This is a genomic window from Vicinamibacterales bacterium (assembly GCA_036504215.1).
Classification (GTDB): Bacteria; Acidobacteriota; Vicinamibacteria; order Vicinamibacterales; family Fen-181; genus FEN-299.
The window spans coordinates 26,635-46,121 of the sequence record DASXVO010000043.1; the positions used below are offsets into that span (position 1 = coordinate 26,635).

Genomic DNA, 19,487 nt, shown 5'->3' on the forward strand with positions numbered 1-19,487 from the left:
GTCGGACCCTGTGTCGAAGCTGCAGCACGTGAAGCATCGCCTGGCCGTTGTCCTGGTCCTGTTGTGCCTGGGCGGGTTCGTTGGCCTCTCCGCTCAGCCCGCCTGGCAGGGCAGCGACATCTCGCGCGACTTCCGGTACCTGATGGGCACGTCGGTCGAAGTCCGTGTCTTCGGCGGCGACGCCTCGTCGCGCCAATCCGCCGCCGCCGAGGCGTTCGGAGCGATGGCCGAGGTCGATCGGCTGATGAGCAACTGGCGCGCCGACAGCGAGATCACCGCCGCCAACCGCGACGCGCGCGACTTCGCGGTGCGGTTGAGCGATCCGCTCTTCACCGTCATCCAGGCAGGTCAGATGGTGGCCGATCGGAGCGGCGGCGCCTTCGACATGACCGTCGGGCCGCTGATGAAACTATGGGGCTTCCGGCCGCGAAACCCGCACCTGCCAACGGCCGAGGAACTCGCGCCGGTTCGCGGGCTGGTGAACTTCCGGAATGTCCAACTCGACGAGGCGTCGCACACGATGCGCTTCGTGAGGCCCGACGTCGAGGTCGATCTTGGCGGGATTGCCAAGGGATTTGCCGTCGAAGTCGCGGCTGGCGCCCTGCGCCGGCGCGGCCTGGGAGGCTTCATCGACGCGGGGGGCAACCAGTACATGCTCGGCAAGCCGCCCGGCAAGCCGGCGTGGACGGTTGGGATCCGTGACCCGGACCACGCCGACGGCCTGCTCGGCACGCTCGTCCTGCCCGAGGGTTCCGTCTCGACGTCCGCACAATACGCGAACTTCCTGACCATCGCGGGCCGGCGCTACGGCCACATCCTCGACCCGAGGACGATGATGCCAAGCGATGCGTCGCTGGCGGTGACCCTCTACTCTCCAGATGGGACGCTCGCGGACGCGGTGTCGAAGGCGGCGTTCAACCTCGGCCCGTCGCGGGGCGTCGCCCTGATTGAGTCGTTCCCCCAGATGCTCGGCGCGATCGCGTACCGTCGGTCCGACGGGGCGGTTGGCCTGGCGATGACCAGCCGGACCAGGGCGGTGTTCCACCCGGTTGCCCCACGGTAGGGGTACAGGGTGGACGACAGGCAGCACCTCACTTCGTGTTGAAGACGAACGTCATCCGCTGGCCCTTCCGCAGGACGGTCACCTTCGCCTGAGGCATGTTCTGGATCTGTCCGAGGATCCGCATGACAGTCGCCATGCCGTCCAGCGGTTGGCCATTCACCTCCAGGACGACATCGCCGTCTCGGAGTCCCATCTGTTCGACCGCACCGCCTTGCCTGACCTGGCCGATTTCGTACCCGTCGATCGATCGACGCCCGTTCGCTGTTTCTCGATAGCGGGGCACCGCCACCGCCGAAGCCAGGAGATCGGGGAGATTCGCCAGGTAGAGATCGACCGAGGCTTTCGGAAGCTCGATGGCTACGATGTCCGACGCTGCGGCAGGCGCAGGGACGGCAGGTGGTGGTGGCAGCGCGCCAGTCGAAGGCTTCGCCGGCGAGAAGGTCAGGACTTCCACACGCTTCGTCAGGAGATTGGTGATGATGACGCCGTCGTCGCGAATCTCCTGGATTGCCGCGAGATCGCAGACGTTCTGTCCGGCGAAGAACATCCCTCGCCTCTCCACGGGCCCAGTGCAGAGGATGAGGCACGCGGACTTGGACGGTGTCTCCTTGTCCACCATCAAACCGGTCAGATGGAGCGGGAGTGCCGAGGGAGGATTGGCCTGTCGAGGTGGCTCTGAGAGGCCGGCCATCAGCAGCCCGACCGTCCACACGACGAGAACCCCCCCGAGGCCCGTCGTCATGCTCATTGATCATCCCCCTCGTCAGCCGCCTTCGCCTCGCTACTGCGCCGGCACGATCCGATAAACGCCGTAGCTGTCGTCGACGAAGACCGGCGCCAACCCGGCGCACACGGTCTGGCTGACGCGCCGGTCGAGAACGACGTGCGAGATCCGGTAGTGCGCGGTGATGAACTCGAGCGCGGTACAGTCGTTCTGGCCCGCGTAGAACCGTTGGGCAAGATGCAATCGGCGATCCCACTCGATCACCTCGACATCTTTGTACGGGTGCGACTTGTAGTCGACGAAGGCCGGAGCGCCTCCATACGTTCGGAATCGTTGGAGATCTGGCGGAATCAGGTAGAGGTCGCCCTTCGCCCTCGTCCGTTCGACATATCTCAGGACGGGAACGCTGTCGGGCCTGAGTTCCTGGACGAAGTCCGCGTAGATCGGCGCCGGTGCCACCCAGCGCACGACTCGTTCGAGCGGACCGTAGTCGTAGTGCAGGGCGAACTCGGAGGTCATGCGAACGATTCCAGTCGTGACGCCAAGAAAGACGTTGACGACTGCCACCGCCACGACCACCTTGCGTGCGGCACCGCGATCGAGTGACCAGCGTTCGAACAACCAACCGACGCCGCGCGAGGCGATGATGGCCGTCGAAACAGGAACCACGAGCACCGAGGTCCGCCACGGGAAGATCAGCCCGAGTGTCTGGTTCCCGGTGAGCACCTGAACGGCGGTGAGCAGCACACCAACTGCCGTGGGAACGGCCAGAACCACCAGCAGCGCCGTGCGGCGAGCGAGAATCATCGCCACGATGACCAAGCCGAGCTGCGCGACGCATGTCGCGCCAAGCCAGCGGCTCGGAACGGCCTCGAACGGCAGATGGTCCGAGAGGATTCGAAACGCCTGCACGGACGCCTCGGGCGATGTGGGGCCGAAGTTGCGCAGGGTGTACCACAGCATCGGCGTCACGATGGCTGCCGCCAGAACCGACATGATCACGGCGCGCCGCCATTGCCGCGATTGCCAGGCTGTCAGGGCGACAAAAGCGGCCACCAGCGATCCCGATGTCAGAGCGTAGCTGAAGTGCACGTCGGCGACGACGGCTGCGAGCACGGCCGCGGCGATGGGCCGGCCCCGAATGAACAGCAGTACCGCGAGCGGCAACAGCATACCGAACGAGCTGGCCTGGAATGCTCCGTGACCGAAGATCTCCTGCCCGGCAACACCCCAGTGGGTCATCTGCCACCAGCCGATGTGTGCCTTGTCGAAGAGGACGAGATAGGCGAAGACCTCGTTGTGCAGCAACGTCAAGAGCGAGAACACTACGACCTGCTCGGTTCGCGAACGGCCGTCGCGCATGCCGGTGGCGCCCACGCGCAGCACGGCCAGGATGTACGCACCGAACAGGAGGTAGTAGCAGAGGTAGAAGAGGTTGTCCGAGAGATACCGGTGCGTGAAGGCGACGACCGCGCTGAAGACCGGGAAGGGATCGGCGGTCGTCACCTGCCAGTCGTCGCTCAGGAATCCGACACCAGCGTCGGCGAGCCCCTTGAGAAAGTGATGATTCTGGTTCGAGCTGTAGAGGGGGCGCATCGTGTAGGCGGTGCCGAAGATCGCCGACACCACCAGAAACCACGCCACGGTTCGGACGTGCCGCCGAAACGCGGAACCGCCGGACGCGGGCTCACCGGAGTGCAGGAGAGGCGACGCGGGTGGGTTCATTCCCATACGAGGCTGCGCACTCGGCTAGCTGGTTCTCTCGAACACGAGCTTCAAGTACGATCGGAGTTCCATCTCCCAACCGAGCGGGACAATCGGCGGCGTCTGAGGGTCGTCGCGAACGTTGCCGGGAAGCTCGGCCCACAGGAGGAATTCGCCGTCGTCGGCGCCGGGGTTGATGATCCTGAAACGGAGTTCGAACACGTCCGACACGTTGCGGACCAGGCTGGAGATCGCGGCCCCGCGAGCCCGGCCGGGTTTGCGCGAGCACGATGCCAGTTCGAGGTACCGAACGCTCCCGTTGTGGCTGAATGTCAAACGGGTCGCAGGGGCCGGCAACGGTCGGTCACGATGGATGGCGGCCGACCGCAGACTCGCCTGCACGGCGCCGAGGAACGCGAGAGATGGCAGCGGCTTCTGCAAGCTGCCCGTCTTGCCCTCAACGTAGCGGGGCGACGTCGATTCCAGCTGCCGAAGGACAGCCTCCCAGAATTCTCCGGGATTGGCGAGAGGCCTGTCGGTGGAGACCTGGAAGACGGCGGCCTTCATCTCGAGCGCGGACGAGAAGCCATCGATCGCTTCGTAGACGTGTGACGGCGGTTGCTCGGCGGACCTGCGCGCCTCGGCCAGGGTCTTCTCGGGCCAGGTCGTCATCGCGCCGAAATAGGCCGTCCAGGCGGTGCCGGCCGGCGTCAGGCGGACGGCTTCGCGGAAAAACCCGCGACGATCGATCCCGCGGGCGCGTTCTGGGCGCGACGTCGAAAAGAACTCGAACGCGCGCACGAGGTCTCCGCCCTCTCCCCCACAGTCACGATAGGAAGCTACGGCCATCCCGACATCGGTCCGTGACAAGAGGTCGAGCGAGGTGAACCCCAACGGAAGGAGAATGTGCGCGTCCACGCGATACCCGACCCGGAGTCCTCGCACGTGTGGCGTGGCCGGATCGAACACGCCGGATGCGCGCGACTCGATCCAGGTCGATGGGGCCTTGGCACCATCGGTTGCCGGATGATGCCCGGCCGCCGAAAGGCCGGCGGCAATGGCGACGAGGTGTGCCAGGACGATCGCAACAGGGGCTCGGCGGAGTGTCATGCGCGGGAATAGCACTTCTTTTCGGCAGTCGAGTCATCGTAGCACAGCACCGATCCGAGCCCGTGCCCGGAGCCGGCAAATTTCCGCATCGGAACGCGGGCCGAGGGAGCGATTCGAGCAGCGTAAAGCGGCCAGCGGGTGCAGCGGGGCGTGGTATAGTAACCGGCCTCGCCGCACGTCACTCACGAGGGGTGTCACCCGATGAGCTCGTCGATTGCGGACCTGTCATTCGTCTGGCCAGCGTCACGTCTCGGCGGCGTCGCGGGCCTCGCTGCGGCCTCCGGTTGCGGCACGATTCTCGACTGCCGGACCGACGACCTCCACGCGCTCGCGCCGGCCCTACGGGGCGCCGGCATCTCCGATGTGCTCCTGGATCTGCGCCAGTGGACCGCTTCCGCGGCCGCATCCACCCTGCACGACGCGGGCGTCCGGAACGCGTGGGTCGACTGCGGCCCGTTGACGAGTGCCGACGATCGCAGCCGTGTGGCCGCGCAATTCACCGACTCCGGGAGCGACGTGGCTGTCGTGCCGGTTGTCTGCGATCTCGCCCTGCTCGATTGTCTGTTCGCCGAGCGAGCCTGGCCCGTTCTGGCGCTGAAAGGAAATGAGGCGTCCGGATTCGTCAGCGGCGAGGCGGCTCACGTCCTGCTCGCGATCGCCGGGCGCGCGCGGCGGATCAACCAGCGCGACACGCGTCTGGTGATTTGGGGCGGCCTCGCCACCCCGGACGCAACGGCGGCCTTTCTCTCCACAGGGGCCCAGGGCGTCGTGTTCGAGAGCGTCCACTGGCTGACCGATGCCATGGAACTCGAGCCGCGGCTCCAACACTCACTGAGGAGCCTTCGCGCCGACTCCACGCGCGTCGTCGGTGCGAACGTCGGACTCCATTGCCGGCTCTTCGACAAAGGGAACTCCCGGGCCGTGCGTGCCCTGGTCCAGTCGATCGAGGGCGGCGCAGACGCGGCGCCGAACGACGCTCGGACCGCGCTGATCCAGCGGATCACCAGCGCCTCGATCTCTCCGCTCGTCTCGACGCTCGGAGCCGACGAACTCGTCCCGCTGGGCCCCGAGGCCGCGTTCGCAGGAGCGTTCGTGGAACGCTTCGGAAGTGCCGCGGGCGATGCCCTCACGCGGTTCCGCGATCAGGTGATGGCGCTCTGTTCGACGGCCAGCGGGCGAATCATCGCCCTGTCGGACGGTCCCGTCACCCGCGAGTGGGGCACGACGTATCCGATCGTCCAGGGCGCGATGTCGTGGATCACGGACCAGCCGGATTTCGCGCGACAGCTGGCCGACGCGGGCGCGCTGCCCACGATCGCGTTGGGGATGCGTTCGCGAAGCGACCTCGAACGCGACTTTGCGCAGTTGGCGGCGACGCTGGGCGATCGGCCCTATGCGGTGAACCTGATCGTCCTTCCCGAGAATCCCGTCCGCGACGAGCAGTTCGCCTGGATCGAGGCCACGCGTCCGCCGTTTGTCGTCATCGCCGCCGGCGACCCGTCGTTCGCGAGGCGGCTCGGAGAGAAGGGACTGAAGGTCCTGTACGTGGCGTCGGACGAAGGCCTCCTGCGCGTCGCGCTCGAGGCGGGTGTTCGGTACGTGATCCTCGAAGGCAACGAGGCGGGCGGCCACGTCGGCCCGCAGTCACTGACCACCGTCGCCCAGACGATGCACGAGTTGAAGCGCCGCCAGCCGGCGCTGTTCGATGGCGCGCGACTGGTGATGGCCGGGGGCATCTTCGACGGCCCGAGCGCGCACCGCGCGATCCTGCTCGGAGCCGACGCGCTGCAACTCGGCACGGCCTACCTGGCGACGGAAGAGATCGTTGCCACTGGGGCGTTGTCGTACCTGTATCAGCAGCAGGTGTGCGAGGCGCGGCCGGGCGACACGATGGTGCTGGGCGAGCCGCTGGGCCTGCGCATCAGGTCGCTGCGCTCCCCGAAGACCGAGCGCCTTGCGCACCTCGAACGCCACATGGGCGAGTCGGCGGCCGACGAGCGCGAGTTGCGCCGCGGCGTCGAAGCCGAGGCGACCGGCACGCTTCTGATCGCCGCACGGGGCGTCCGCTCGCCCGGTGGGCAGAAACTCGACGAACAGGTGTGCCGCGACGAAGGCCAGTTCATGAGCGGGGCCGCCGCCGGCTGCATCGACGAGGTTCGGAGCCTCGCCGCCCTGCACCGCGACATCATGGCCGCCCCACCGGAGAACCGCCAGGCGCTGGCGGCGCCTCCAGTTGCTCACGTTGGCCGGGACCGCAGCGTCGCGACCGCGCCACGGCGTGGCGAACGAATCGCTATTACCGCCATGGCGATGGCCAACTCGCTCGGCAACAGCCTCGACGACATCTGGGCCGGCGTCGTCGAGGGCCGCAGCGGCGTGTCCTCGATCCCGACCTGCAAGTGGGATCACGGATCGATCTACGACCCGCGTCCGGGCACGCCAGGCAAGACCTACAGCAATGTCGCGGCGTTTCTCGACTTGAACATCGACCGAAAGGACATCGGCATCCCGCCGCAGGATTTCCGGACGATGGCGAAGTCCACGCGGCTGACGCTGTGGCTCGCCCGCCAGGTGGTGACGCGGGCGGCGCTGCTCGAGTCTGGCATCCCGCCGGAGCGGATCGGCGTGATGATTGCCCAGAACTCGGGCGAGGCCGCCAGCACGCTTGCGGATCTCACGATCACCATGTCCGCCCCGCTGCTGGCGCGAACGGTGGCGGAGACGCTGGGCCTGACGGCAGAGCAGACGGCGGAGGTGGAGAGGCGGCTGTGCGCCGACCGTCTGTCGGTTGACGACACGACGCTGCTTGGCCGCCTCAACTGCACGGCGGGTGGCTTCGTCTGCAACCAGTACGGCTTCATGGGGCCGAGCTACGCGGTCACGGCGGCGTGCTCGACGAGCCTCGTGGCGCTCTACAACGCCGTGCACCTGATCCGCGCGGGCGCCATCGACGCCGCGCTGGTTGGCGGTGGGGAGGAGTGGCTCCTCCCGGCGCACTTCATCGAGTTCGCGGCCGTCGGCGCGCTGGCCGGCATCTCCGGGCGGGAGCGGCCCATCTCGAAGGCCAGCCGGCCGTTCGATCTCGAGCGCGACGGGATGGTCCTCGGCGAGGGCGGCGTGATGATCGTGGTGGAGCGCGAGTCCGTGGCGCGCCGCCGCGGGGCACGGATCCACGCATTCGTCACTGGAGTGGGCGCCAGCAACAACAACCACGGCATGGTGGAATCGTCGGCGGCCACCCAGCAGATCGCGATCCGCAACGCCTACGCCGACGCGGCCTACGCTCCCGACACCGTCGACCTCGTCGAGTGTCACGCCACCAGCACGGCACAAGGCGACGTGGAGGAGGTCCGCGCGCTCAAGTCGTTCTTCCCGTCCGGCCGACGGACGGCGCTGGCGTCGTTCAAGTCACAGATTGGCCATACCCTTGGCGCGTCCGGCTTGACCAGCCTGGTCCGCGGCGTGCTCGCGATGGAGCGGCGCACACTGCCGCCGTCGTTGAACTACGAGACGCCCGACCCGGCGATCGATCTCGAGGGCTGGGGGTTCGACGTGTCGGGCGAGGCGCGGGCCTGGCCCGAGTCGACGGATCGTCCGCGCCGATTCGAGGTGAACGCCTTCGGGTTCGGCGGCAGCAACTACGTCACCTTGCTCGAGGAGAGCGCGGAGGACCGCGGAGTCGTGTTCGTGTCGGGGCACGACGACGAGGGACAGGCGCTGCTGCCGGCGGACGTGAGTCGTCACGACCTTTGCGGCGTCCTCCTCGTCAACGCCGAGTCCCCGGACATCACACTGCGGGCCGCGATCGCGGATCCGGATCCAGCGGCGCGCGAACAGGCGCTCTCACGGCTGCGGCGTCCGGTCGAGCCTGCGCCTCCAGAGAGGCTGTTCGTCATCGCGCGCCAGGGGCTGTACGCGGCGGACGCGGCGGCGGCGCACGCGCCCCTCGCGTTCATCTACCCCGGTCAGGGTTGTCAGTACGTCGGCATGGGCCGCGAACTGGCCTCGACATTCCCCGTCGTCCGCGAGGCACTCGAGCGAATGGCGGCCGTGGCCGACTTCGACCTGCTCGACCTGCTCTACAACGCCGGCGACGAGATGCTCCGCAACACGCGGTGGCAGCAGCCCGCGCTCTTCGCGCTCCAATTCGCCTTGACGGAGTTCTTCCGCTCGTGCGGCGTCGAGCCGGCGGCCGTGGCTGGCCACAGCCTCGGCGAGACCACGGCTCTGGCGATGGGAGGGGCCATTTCCTGGGAGGATGGCTTCCGCCTGGTCAACAAGCGCGGCGAGTGCATGGAGAGGCTCTCGAATTCGGGCATCGACGGCGGGAGCATGATCGCCACCGACGTACCGCTGGCGAAGCTCCAGGAGAAGCTGGCCGCCCGGCGAAGCGTTGTCGTCAGCAACGACAACTCCCCGCGGCAGATCGTGCTCGGAGGCGACACGGACGAGATCGCCGACCTTCAGCAGGAACTCGAGCGCGAGGGGTCATGGGTCCGGCGGCTGCGTGTGAGCATGGCGTTCCACACGCCCCGGTCAAGGGTGCTCGTCGACGAGATCGAGCCGTTCCTGAACACCCTCGAGATTCGGCCGCCCCGCCTGCCCGTGCTCGTCAACTCCACGAACGGGGTGTATCCGGACGACCCCGCGCAGATCCGCGCCATCATCAGCGCACATCTGGTCTCCGGCGTCCGGTGGCGCGAGAACGTCGAGCGCCTGGGCAGCGAGTTCGGCATTCGGGTGTTCCTCGAACTCGGTCCCAAGGACGTGCTGTCGAACCTGGTGGGCGACACGCTGCCGCACGCGCTCACGATTCCGACCGCCCTTCCCAACGCCGAAGTCGCGACGTGCCGATCCGCGCTGGCGCGCGTGGCGGCCCTCGGGCACGTTCGGTCGGCGGTGACACCGCTCCGCCTCGTGGTCCGGCACGATGCGGCACCGGCCGCGGGAACGGCTGGCGACGGCGAGAGGGAACGCGGTGGTGGCGACGGGAGAGGGCGGAGTGGTGGCGACGGGAAAGGGCGCGGTGGTGGCGACGGAAGAGGGCAGAGTGGCGGCGACGGGAGAGGGCAGAGTGGCGCGGGCGTCCCGCCCGCGGTGTCGGCACGAACTGGCGGCTCGCACGCTGCTGAGGATCGGCCCATCGTTCCTCCCGAGTCGCCGTTTGTCGAGGATGTGATCGGCCTCATCATGGAGGCCACCGGTTACGAACGGCACGAGATCTCGCCGGACATGGATATCCGGCAGGACCTGTCGATCAGGTCCAGCCGGCTTCCGGTCATCATGGATGCCGCCGAGCGCAGGTTCGGTATCAGGATTCGCCTCGAAGAACTCATCGAGGTCCGCACGGTCGGCGACCTGGCCGCCAGTCTCCAGAAGATGGTGGATCGGGGCGGCGAACCGGGAGCGGCCCCGTCAGAGCCGCTGGTGATTGACCCGCTGCGCGGCAAGCAGGGACGGCCGACCGATGAGGACGCGGCGTTCCCGCCGCGGCTGCCGCTTCGACGGTATGTCTGGGCAGACACACCGCTGACACTCGCGACGCCTTCGCCGGTCACGCTGGCGAAGGGCGCCCGCGTCGTGATTCTCAGCTGGAACGCCCCGTCGGCGCTGGCGCCGCAGATCGGCGCGTGGTTCTCCAAGCGGTACCGCGCGCAGACCGACGAGGTGGTGCTGGCATCCGGCTCGCTCCTCTCCCTCTCGCCCGAAGATGTCGAAGCCGAGGTCGCCCGCAGGATCCCGGCTCTTGGATCCGCCGCGGGGCTCGTGGTCCTGCTCGACGGGCTGGCCACGCTTGCGGCCGACGGTTCGGACGTCGCACCAGTTCTCACCGCGACCTTCGCGGCGCTCAAGGCACTGCTCCGCTCGGCCGACCGGGAGTTCTGCATCGTGATCGACGGGGGCCAGTTGGGCGCGGGCGCGGCCGCCAGTGAGGGCACGCTCGGTGTCCTGTTGTCCGCCGCCCACGAATACTCGTCGGCCGTGTTCCGGCACGCGACCGTCGAACCAACGGCAGACATTCCCGCTGTCCTCGAACGGTGTCTGGACACGAGCCTTCCGCTCGTTCAGCTCCGATTTCGACGCGATGAGGTGCTGACACAGGAGGCTCGGCCGGAGCCGCTGCACGCTGGCTCGGCGGAACGATTCCCAATCCGCCGTGGTGACGTCGTTCTCGTGACCGGCGGCGCTCGGGGCATTACCGGTCACCTCGCTGCGGCACTGGCGCCGTTCGGACCACGCCTGGTCCTGCTGGGCCGGACGCCACTCGATCCTTCGGTCGACCACCGGACGTTGCTTGGCGGTGGCGGCGCGCCAGAGGAAGTTGCCAGGCGCCACGTCGACCGCATCCGGCCAGACGCGGCGGAGGAGCAACGGGCGCGAGCCGCGGCGCAACTGGTCACGGAATTCGACATTGTCCGGACGCTGGACACGCTGGCCAATGCCGGACTCGTTGCGGAGTATTGGTCGTGCGATGTGAGCCGCCCTGCTGACGTTGAGGCCGTCGTTGGACGAGCCGTTCAACGCTTTGGGCGCATCGACGGGATCGTGCACGGGGCCGGTGTCCTCCGCGACGCGCTGTTGGACTACATGACCGTCGCGGACTTCGCCGCGGTTGTGGCCGTCAAGGTCGGCGGCCTCGCGCGTCTGTTCCAGGCGGCGCAGCCACACGGACTGCGGTTCGTCGTTGGCCTGTCGTCGCTGGCGGCCGTTACCGGCAACGCGGGACAGGCGAACTACGCCGCCGCGAGCCGGGCCATGGCCGGGCTAATCCGCGCGTGGTCTGGCGATGGCAGCCACCTTCGCGGCCAGACGCTCTGGTTGCCCCCAATCAAGGGACTGGGAATGGCGTCGGGTCGCGAGATCCGCGAACTGCTCGAGCGGAGGGGACTGGGAGACGCCTACGCCGGCGTCGACGAGGTGGGAACGGCGTTCGCGCACGAACTCGTCCTCGCCCAGGGAGCCCACAGCGACGCCATCCTGGTGCGGATGCACCCGCCGGTTCGGACCGTGCGGTTCCAGGCCGACGCGCCGGCGGCCGATTCGGCCGCGACCGCCCCGGCGCCCGTCGAGTTCGATTCCGGGGAGTTCCCGCTCCTCGACCGCGTCGAGGTGCTCGACCGGACCCACGGCCTCCTGGTGGCCCGACGAACCTTCACGGCCGAGCGCGACGTGTGGCTCCAGGATCACCGACCGTTCAAGGAACTCGAGCAGCCGATCGTGTCGGCCATCATGCTCGTCGAGGCGGCGCTCGAGGCGGCACGCCTCCTCTACCCCCACCTGGACGTACTCGACGCAAGTGACGTGGACTTCCTCGAGATGCTGGCGTGTCGCCCGGGAGTTCCACTTGCTGCCGACCTGGTGTGCCGAAGCTCGCGCGGCGACCAGGGCAGCGTCGTGTGCGACGTGGCCCTGACGGCAGTCGACGACCCGACGCAGCCACCCCGGGCGGACCACGCCTTCAGGAGCTTTGGCTGCCGCGTTCGACTCGGGGCCGGCACCTGGCGAGCGCGCGCAGAGGCGCCATGGCTGGCACCGGGAACTTGCGACACGGAAGCCAAGGACCGCCGCGCGCTGCTGGGCAAGTACGAGACCAAGACCGGTCTCACGGGTCGGTACCGGGTCCTTCACGGATTCGATGGCACCGCTCCCGGTCTCACGGCCGGCCACACGCTCTATGCCGAGGAGGCGGACTTCGCCGGGCGGCGTGACAACCGCTACCAGTATTCGCCCTACCTGCTCGAGGCGATGCTGCAGGCCGCGCACTTCTACCCGCACATGCGCGACGAGAGCGACGAGCGCAAGGCCCTTCCCATGCGCATCGGACGGCTGAGGATCGGGCGCCGCGCGGTCGCTGGCGAGAATATCCGCGTCGAAGGCCGCTGCACCGCCGACACCGAGGCCGGGATGCTCTGGGACCTGCGTGCCGTGGACCGGTCCGGCGAGGTGGTGCTCGAGGTGTCCGAGTTCCTCGCCAGGTGGTACACGTCGTGAGTGGCGCGTGCCCGCCGTGACGGCCGGAGAACCCGTCGGAACGGTCGAGGAAGTTCGGCTGGACGGGGTTCGCGTGCTCGTCACGTCGGAGCCCCGAGGCGCACACGTTCACCAGGTCTTGCTCGCGCGCCTTCTGCAAGGTCTGCTCGGCGACGATTCGACGGCCGCAGACGAGGATGGGCTCACGGGACTGACGCTCGATCACGACCGATTGGGCCGGCCGACGCTGGTTCAGCGGCGAACTGGCGCGGAAGCGAATGTTGGCATCTCGTTCAGCCATGGCCTGCCGCGCTCCTGGGCGGCGGCGGCGCGCGGATACCGGGTCGGCATCGACGCGGCGGAGGAGGTTGACTTCACCGAGGCCTACCCGTATCGTCGTGTCTTCACCGACCTGGAGTTGGAGAGGGTGTTGTCGCTCCACGGCGGCCGGTTGCCGTCGGCCGCGGCGTACCTGTGGGCCACCAAGGAGGCGGCGGTGAAGGCGCTCGGGCACGGCTTCCACTCGCTCGACTACAGGGAGGTCGAGGTCATCGCGCGCATCCCGGGCGGCGCCCTGCTGTCGGCCGTCTCGGTGCGGGGGCTGCTTGTCACCGCGTGGGCGCGCCGCGAACGATCGACCTGGCTTGCGGTCGCGGTTGCCGGCCCGGTGGTTCCGCAGAGCATCTGACGATGCCACGTACCGAAATCAGGCCCGTTGGCACGGCCGCCGAGCTGAAGGCCTTCATCAACCTCGCCTGGGATCTGTACGCCGGCGACCCACTCTGGGTGCCGCCGATCAAGTCGGAGATCGCGGCGCTGCTCACGCCCGGGCGGCATCCCTTCTGGCGCTTCTCGCGGCGCGAACTCTTCCTGGCGTGGCGAGGCGGGCGGCCCATCGGTCGCATCGCCGCCATCGTGGACGAGAACCATAATCGTCAGCACAACGAGCGGATGGGAATCTGGGGCTTCTTCGAGTGTCCGAACGACCTCGAGACGGCCGCCGCGCTCTTCAGGGCCGCCGAGCAGTGGCTCACCGCCGAGGGCGCGGCCTTCGCACGCGGTCCGCTCAACCCGTCGATGAACTACGAGATTGGCGCGCTGATCCAGGGCTTCGACTCGCCGCCCGCGCTGATGATGACCTACAACCCGCCCTTCTACGCGGACCTCGCGCACCTGTGCGGCTATCGCAAGGAGAAGGACCTGGTCTCGTACGTGGTCGGGCGCGACGTGCCGATGCCGCCGTGGGCCGTCGATCTCGCGAAGCGGATCGCCGACCGGGGAGAGTTCGCGATCATCACGGCGGACCGCCGCCATTTCACGTCGCAGTTGCACCTGCTGAACCAGATCTACAACGAGTGCTGGAGCAAGAACTGGGGCTTCGTGCCGATGACCGACGAGGAGATCGACGAGTCCGCGAAGCTCGCCAAGCACTTTGCGGACCTCGACCTTGCGTTCGGTGTCCGCCACGGTGACACCCCAGTCGGCGTGTGCCTGCTGCTGCCCGACCTCAATCCGCTGCTGCGGCGGTTCAACGGCAAGCTGGGCATTCGGGCGCTGGCCCAGTACTTCCGCTACCGTTCGGAAGTGACGGGGCTGCGCGGCCTCATCTTCGGGGTGAAGGAAGAGTACCGCCAGATGGGGCTCCCATTCTTCGTCCTGAACCACCTGCTCCACGTGCTCGAAGGCAAGCCTCAGTACCGCACGATCGAGCTGGGCTGGGATCTCGAGGACAACGACGCCATCAACTTCCTCTACGAGGAGGGAGGGCTTCGCGTTCAGAAGCGCTGGCGTCTCTTCCGCAAGGACTTGCGCGCGTAGGGTGCGCGAGCCAGGCGAGGCCACGACCCGATGAAGATCCTCCTGCTGAACCCCAGATGTCCGCAGACCTACTGGACGTTCGATCGTGTGCTGCGGATGACCGGCCGGAAGGCCACCGAGGCGCCCCTGAGCCTGATCACGGTGGCCGCGATCCTTCCGCAGACCTGGGATTACACCCTGGTCGACCTCGCGATCCGCACGGTCTCTGCCGAGGAATGGGCCGCGGCCGACGTCGTCATGATTTCGGGGATGGCTGTGCAGTCAACGGGGATGCTGACGGCCGTCGCTGAGGCGAAGACCCGCGGCAAACTCGTCGTCGTCGGCGGCCCCCTTGCGTTCCATGCGCCGGAAGAGTTCCTCCGCGCCGGCGCCGACATCGTCGTGAAGGGCGAACTGGAGCCGGTCGCGGCCGACCTGGTGGCGGCGATCGAGCGCCGAGATTCCGGCGTCGTCCTGCAGACTGTTGGCAGGGCCGACATGTGTACGTCACCGGTTCCCCGATTCGACCTGCTGCAGTTCGACGACTATCTGGACGTGGGTGTCCAGTTCTCGCGCGGATGTCCGTTCAGGTGCGAATTCTGCGACGTGACGACGATGTTCGGGCACGACTTCCGGACCAAGCCGCCGGCGCACATCCTCGAAGAACTGCAGGTCCTCTACGACATGGGGTGGCGTCGGCACGTGTTCTTCGTGGACGACAACCTGATCGGTCTGCCCGGGAGAGCGAAGGACCTGCTGCGTGCCCTGATTCCGTGGATGGAGCAACGCGGGTACCCGTTCGACTTCACCACACAGGTATCGGTCAACCTGGCCCGCGACGAGGAACTGCTGGACCTGATGGTCAGGGCGGGATTCACGCGCGTCTTCGTCGGAATCGAGAGCACCGACATCGAGTCGCTCAAGATGAGCGGGAAGCACCAGAACGTGATGATCGACCTCGACCATGCCTGTGATGTCATCACCAGGGCCGGCCTGCAGATCATCGCCGGATGCATCGTGGGATTCGATCACGAGAAGGCGGGAGCCGACGATCGGCTCATCGACTTCGCCATCCGAAACCAGATTCCGGAGATGTTCGTGACGCAGCTCCAGGTCGGGCCCGGCACGGACTTGTGGAAACGCCTGGAGAAGGAAGGGCGTCTGCTGCCGATGGCGTTCAGCGACGACATCGGGAGCCAGACCGGCGCCGTCAACTTCGTGCCCACGCGTCCCCCGGAGGAGATCGCGCGCGAGTTCGTGCGGATCTACGATGTGCTGTACGAACCGCGTGCCTTCATCGAGCGGACCTACCATCACTTCGCGAAGATGCGCCCCAGGCCCATCAAGAAGGGCTTCTTCATGCCCACCGTGGGCGAAGTGCGGGCCGTGGCCATCGCCGGGTTCAGGCAGCTCGTCCTGAGCCCCTGCCGCTGGACGTTCCTCAAGATGTTCGTGAAGGCGGTCGTAACGTTCCCGGGTCGCCTGCCGTACTACCTGACGTCCTGCGTGACGGCCGAACACTACTTCGAATACCGTCGGACGATCCGCCGACAGCAGAACGCCGTGGTGGGCCGGCACGGCGAGGCGGCACCGGACTGAGGTTCAGGGCCGAGGGTGCCCGATGAGATAGGTGAGATGGTGACCGACGCCGGTGCGCACCTTCCCGATGTCCCACGCGTAGTCCGGCGCGTCCACGCGGCTGACCAGCAGGCGAAGCGCATCGGGATCGTAGGTCCTGAGGCCCGACACGATACCGTCCCAGGGGATCAGGAGGACGGGGATCGGGAGGAGATAGACCCAGAAAAAGACCTTCAGGGTGAACGGGCGGATCGCCCACGGCGCCGTGAGCCAGCAGAACAGCGGCGAGAGCAGCGCAGAGACGTACCACACCACGCTGCGGTCCGTGTACTCGAAGGCACCGATACCCACGCGGTTGGTCGCGGCGTCCTGCAGGATCCGGCATGCCGCGTCTGGCTCGAAATGGTGGAACGCCGTGAAGATGGTCCGAAATGCGCCGTCAGCCGACGGCGCCGAGGCCGCGTCCACCGGTTCCTCGATGAACCGCACGTCACCATCCGAACTCCGGGCGGCGTTCCTGAAGACGTCGAGGTCCGGGTACTTGTCGCTCAGGACGACCCTCACTGGATACTGATGGTGCTCGGCGAGCAGGCGCTGGAGCCGGACGAGTTGACCGGCACCGCCGGAACACAGATCGAGAATCACCCTTGCGTCCGAGGCGCGAAGCGCATCGGCAAGTTGGGGGAGTATCGGCCGGAAGACGTCGAACACAACGGCGAAGAACCCGGTGCAGGCCGTGAGGATCTGCCGCCAGGTCTGCGGATACCACTCGAGGTCGTTGAACTCGAATCCCTGTCTCCGCATGAAGTCCCTCTGCCCTGTCCGTGCTCGGTGACCCTGTCTACTCGAAGACGTCCTCGAGCCGGCGCGGCCAATCGTCGTGCAGCAGGCGGGACAGCGCCCGGTCGGCAAGCCGGCGGCCGCCCGTCTGGCATCGGGCGCAGTAGTTCGCCTCGTTCTCGGCGTAGACAATCCGCTGCACCGGCGCGCCGCACGCGGGACACGGCCTGCCGAATCGCCCGTGCACGGCCATGGCATCGCGGAATGCGGTCACCTTCTCGGGGAAGCCGTCCTTCGTCTCGTCGCGAAGGCGCTGGATCCACTCCCGCAGCACGCGCCGGACCGCGAGATGGAGGCGCTCGACATCGCCGTCGGCGAGGTTGCGCGTCAACTGCATCGGCGACAGGCGGGCGGCGTGGAGGATCTCGTCCGAGTAGGCATTGCCGATCCCGCTGAACAGGCGCGGGTCGGTCAGCGCGCGCTTCAGCGTGTGGTTCTCCGCGCGAAGAGCCGTGCGAAAGCTGTCGAGCGACGTCTCGAACACGTCGAGGCCGCCCCGGTCCAATCCGCGCAAGGCGTCAGCGCCCCGGACGACGAACAGCGATGCCCGTCGCTTGCTGCCGGCCTCGGTCAGCGTCAGCGTCCCGGTGCTGAACTGGAACGCCACCAGACCCTTTCGTCCGCCCGCTCTCGTCCCCACTGGCTTCCAGTGGAGGCGCCCCGCAATCATCAGGTGGAGCACGAGGTGGAGGTCCGCCTCGAGCGAGATCACAATTCGCTTGCCCAGCAGCCTGATGCCGGTCACCGTGCGCCCATCGACCTGTTCGAGCGGTGGATCGACCGAGCGAAGGAGAAAGGGCGTATGGAGGCGGACGCTCTCCAGCCGGGCGCCGACGACGCGGCGTTCGAGCGCCTCGACATAAACGACGAGGTCAGGAAGCTCCGGCACGGCTCGATCCTACATCCATCGCGCAATCTGCGGCATACGACAGGCCCGCCCTACGCTCTCGATCCGACGATCCGTTGGTAGTCCTCGGGCGTGTCGATGTCGTCGAACGCGCCGGGGTCGTCGCACTCCACGTCAGCCGCCGCGTCGGCGTGGCGCGCGATGACGGGACGTGCGCCGAGTTCGAGGTCGGCCGCCAGCAGTTCAGGAAACAACATCGAACTGAACAGCACCGGGTGCCCGTGTCGACCCGCCCGCGCCGGCCGAACGATCGGCGATTGGATCTCGCGCCACACCTCCATGATCCGGCGCACGGTCTCGGCGCGGACGAGCGGTTGGTCCACCGGCATCACCAGCACAGCATCTGCACCGCGTGGCTCGAGCCACCGCAAGGCCGTGACGAGCGATGACAGCTGCCCGCGCGATGGGTCCTGGTTCTGGACGAGGTGGAGGCGCAAGCCGTCGGCTATTGCCGCGCCGCGAATCATGTCGGCGTGGTGTCCGATAACGGCCACTACCTCGTCCGTGCCGGCCGCATCGAACGTCGCGACGAGGCGCGCCAAGGCTGTCGTGCCATCAGGCATCGGCAGGAGCGCCTTCGCTCGTCCCATTCGCGACGACGCGCCCGCAGCGAGGATAACCGCGGCAATCACGGCTCCATTCTACCGTCCATTTCTTTCATCCTTCCTCGCTTTCCTCCTTCCTCCTTCCTCCTTCATCCTTCCTCCTTCATCCTTCATCCTTCAATGATAGAATCCCCCCATGCCTACTCTCGAGTTGAAGATTCCCTGCCAGCGGTGTGGGGAACAGATGGTATTGAGGGATCCGGCGCCTGGCGCGGCGTGGCGACCCGATCAGTTCTGGGTTTGTCCGAAATGCTCACGCCATTTCTGGACCACGTACGCGGCGCCGCCGGCCCCGGCCGTCGGAGCCGCGGATGCCGCGTCCGCAACTCCTCCCGCTCCGGCGTCAACACCGGTCACGACGTAACGTCTTGGACTGCCCCGGCACCGCTCGAAGGAATGGCACGCATATGAATCTGCAACCGTACCCTCCCGACCTGGGCGACCCCGACGAGGACGACGACGAGGACCTGGACGACGAAGAAGACGACGAGGATGAGGAGGACGAAGAGGACGAGGAGGAGGAGGACGGCTGGAAGGTCGGCTCCGCCGCCTGCGCGTAACGTTCGGCCTCCGCTTGACTTCCCACCCGGAACTGCCTACACTTGGCCCGATTTCAAGCTCAGCGTGGCGTCCCCTGCCAGCAGGCGGGGGTTTGCCTGTGGAATTGGTTGTACTCGTACCTGGTCGCCCCGTCTTTCGGTGTGGCCAACCGGTTGCTCTCAGGTCCATACGTCGAGTGTTCGCGATCGGGACGACGCCGCGCGTCCTGGTCGTTTCTCCGTTCAGAAGACGCGGCCTGTTATTTTCACTGACCGTCCGTGGCACGCATCCTCTGCTGCTCGTGGATGGGTCAGCTGCTTGTAGGCCTTGGGATGTTCCCAGGGATTCGTTGATCGGAGGACACGGGTATGCCGACCGGGACCATCGCGCGTCTGCTCATCGACAAGGGGTTTGGATTCATCCGCGACGAGGGGGGCATCGAGCACTTCTTCCACCGTAGTGCGGTTCGTGGTGCAGTGTTCGAGCTGCTCCGCGAGGGACAACGCGTCGAGTTCACGCCGGAGGATTCCGCCAAGGGACCTCGGGCCGGTGAAGTTCGGCTGATCGAAGGCTAGGAGTCGCACCGTCTCTCGCACTCCCGGCTCCCCGTCTGTGGGGGCCGGGTCCATTCCGACCCTGCTTGCCGAT

General features: G+C 67.4%; 13 protein-coding genes. 7 read left to right on the forward strand and 6 right to left on the reverse strand.

Annotated features, from left to right (window positions below):
* Nucleotides 1-10: 10 nt before the first annotated feature.
* Complete coding sequence (locus VGK32_12995) at nucleotides 11-1,063, forward strand: FAD:protein FMN transferase (protein ID HEY3382684.1); 1,053 nt, start codon at nucleotides 11-13, stop codon at nucleotides 1,061-1,063.
* Between the two features lie 28 nt (nucleotides 1,064-1,091).
* Here VGK32_12995 and VGK32_13000 read toward each other — a convergent pair whose 3' ends face one another.
* From VGK32_13000 to VGK32_13010, 3 genes are all read right to left on the reverse strand, one after another.
* A complete protein-coding gene (locus VGK32_13000; GenBank protein ID HEY3382685.1) occupies nucleotides 1,092-1,811 on the reverse strand; it encodes a PDZ domain-containing protein in 720 nt (239 codons plus the stop codon).
* A 33-nt stretch (nucleotides 1,812-1,844) separates the two neighbouring features.
* Nucleotides 1,845-3,431 carry a DUF6798 domain-containing protein gene (locus tag VGK32_13005; protein ID HEY3382686.1) on the reverse strand — a complete coding sequence of 529 codons (1,587 nt, stop codon included), beginning with the start codon at nucleotides 3,429-3,431 and terminating at the stop codon, nucleotides 1,845-1,847.
* A gap of 105 nt (nucleotides 3,432-3,536) precedes the next feature.
* Nucleotides 3,537-4,601, reverse strand: coding sequence for a hypothetical protein (locus tag VGK32_13010; protein HEY3382687.1), 1,065 nt, complete (start codon nucleotides 4,599-4,601; stop codon nucleotides 3,537-3,539).
* A 201-nt stretch (nucleotides 4,602-4,802) separates the two neighbouring features.
* Between VGK32_13010 and VGK32_13015 the strand changes: the two genes are divergently transcribed.
* From VGK32_13015 to VGK32_13030, 4 genes are read left to right on the forward strand one after another with little or no spacing between them, the layout of a single operon-like run.
* Complete coding sequence (locus tag VGK32_13015) at nucleotides 4,803-12,593, forward strand: SDR family NAD(P)-dependent oxidoreductase (GenBank protein ID HEY3382688.1); 7,791 nt, start codon at nucleotides 4,803-4,805, stop codon at nucleotides 12,591-12,593.
* 7 nt (nucleotides 12,594-12,600) lie between these two features.
* A complete protein-coding gene (locus tag VGK32_13020) occupies nucleotides 12,601-13,260 on the forward strand; it encodes a 4'-phosphopantetheinyl transferase superfamily protein (GenBank protein ID HEY3382689.1) in 660 nt (219 codons plus the stop codon).
* A gap of 2 nt (nucleotides 13,261-13,262) precedes the next feature.
* Nucleotides 13,263-14,390 carry a hypothetical protein gene (locus tag VGK32_13025; GenBank protein ID HEY3382690.1) on the forward strand — a complete coding sequence of 376 codons (1,128 nt, stop codon included), beginning with the start codon at nucleotides 13,263-13,265 and terminating at the stop codon, nucleotides 14,388-14,390.
* A gap of 30 nt (nucleotides 14,391-14,420) precedes the next feature.
* Entirely contained in the window at nucleotides 14,421-15,968 is a 1,548-nt protein-coding gene (locus VGK32_13030; protein HEY3382691.1) for a B12-binding domain-containing radical SAM protein, read from the forward strand.
* A 3-nt stretch (nucleotides 15,969-15,971) separates the two neighbouring features.
* Here VGK32_13030 and VGK32_13035 read toward each other — a convergent pair whose 3' ends face one another.
* Genes VGK32_13035 through VGK32_13045 form a run of 3 tightly spaced genes read right to left on the reverse strand, consistent with a single transcriptional unit; the run spans nucleotide 15,972 to nucleotide 18,326 of the window.
* Nucleotides 15,972-16,751 (reverse strand): class I SAM-dependent methyltransferase, encoded by a 780-nt coding sequence (locus VGK32_13035; protein ID HEY3382692.1) that lies wholly within the window; start codon nucleotides 16,749-16,751, stop codon nucleotides 15,972-15,974.
* Between the two features lie 37 nt (nucleotides 16,752-16,788).
* Nucleotides 16,789-17,676, reverse strand: coding sequence for a DNA-formamidopyrimidine glycosylase family protein (locus VGK32_13040; protein ID HEY3382693.1), 888 nt, complete (start codon nucleotides 17,674-17,676; stop codon nucleotides 16,789-16,791).
* A 50-nt stretch (nucleotides 17,677-17,726) separates the two neighbouring features.
* Nucleotides 17,727-18,326, reverse strand: a complete 600-nt coding sequence (locus VGK32_13045; GenBank protein ID HEY3382694.1) for a nucleotidyltransferase family protein — start codon at nucleotides 18,324-18,326, stop codon at nucleotides 17,727-17,729.
* A gap of 380 nt (nucleotides 18,327-18,706) precedes the next feature.
* On the opposite strand from VGK32_13045, the gene VGK32_13050 reads away from it, so the two are divergent.
* Both VGK32_13050 and VGK32_13055 read left to right on the forward strand, forming a co-directional pair.
* Complete coding sequence (locus VGK32_13050) at nucleotides 18,707-18,859, forward strand: hypothetical protein (protein HEY3382695.1); 153 nt, start codon at nucleotides 18,707-18,709, stop codon at nucleotides 18,857-18,859.
* Nucleotides 18,860-19,207: 348 nt separating this feature from the next.
* The gene (locus tag VGK32_13055) at nucleotides 19,208-19,414 is read left to right on the forward strand and encodes a cold shock domain-containing protein (protein ID HEY3382696.1); all 207 of its coding nucleotides are present in this window, start codon (nucleotides 19,208-19,210) and stop codon (nucleotides 19,412-19,414) included.
* Nucleotides 19,415-19,487 lie beyond the last annotated feature (73 nt).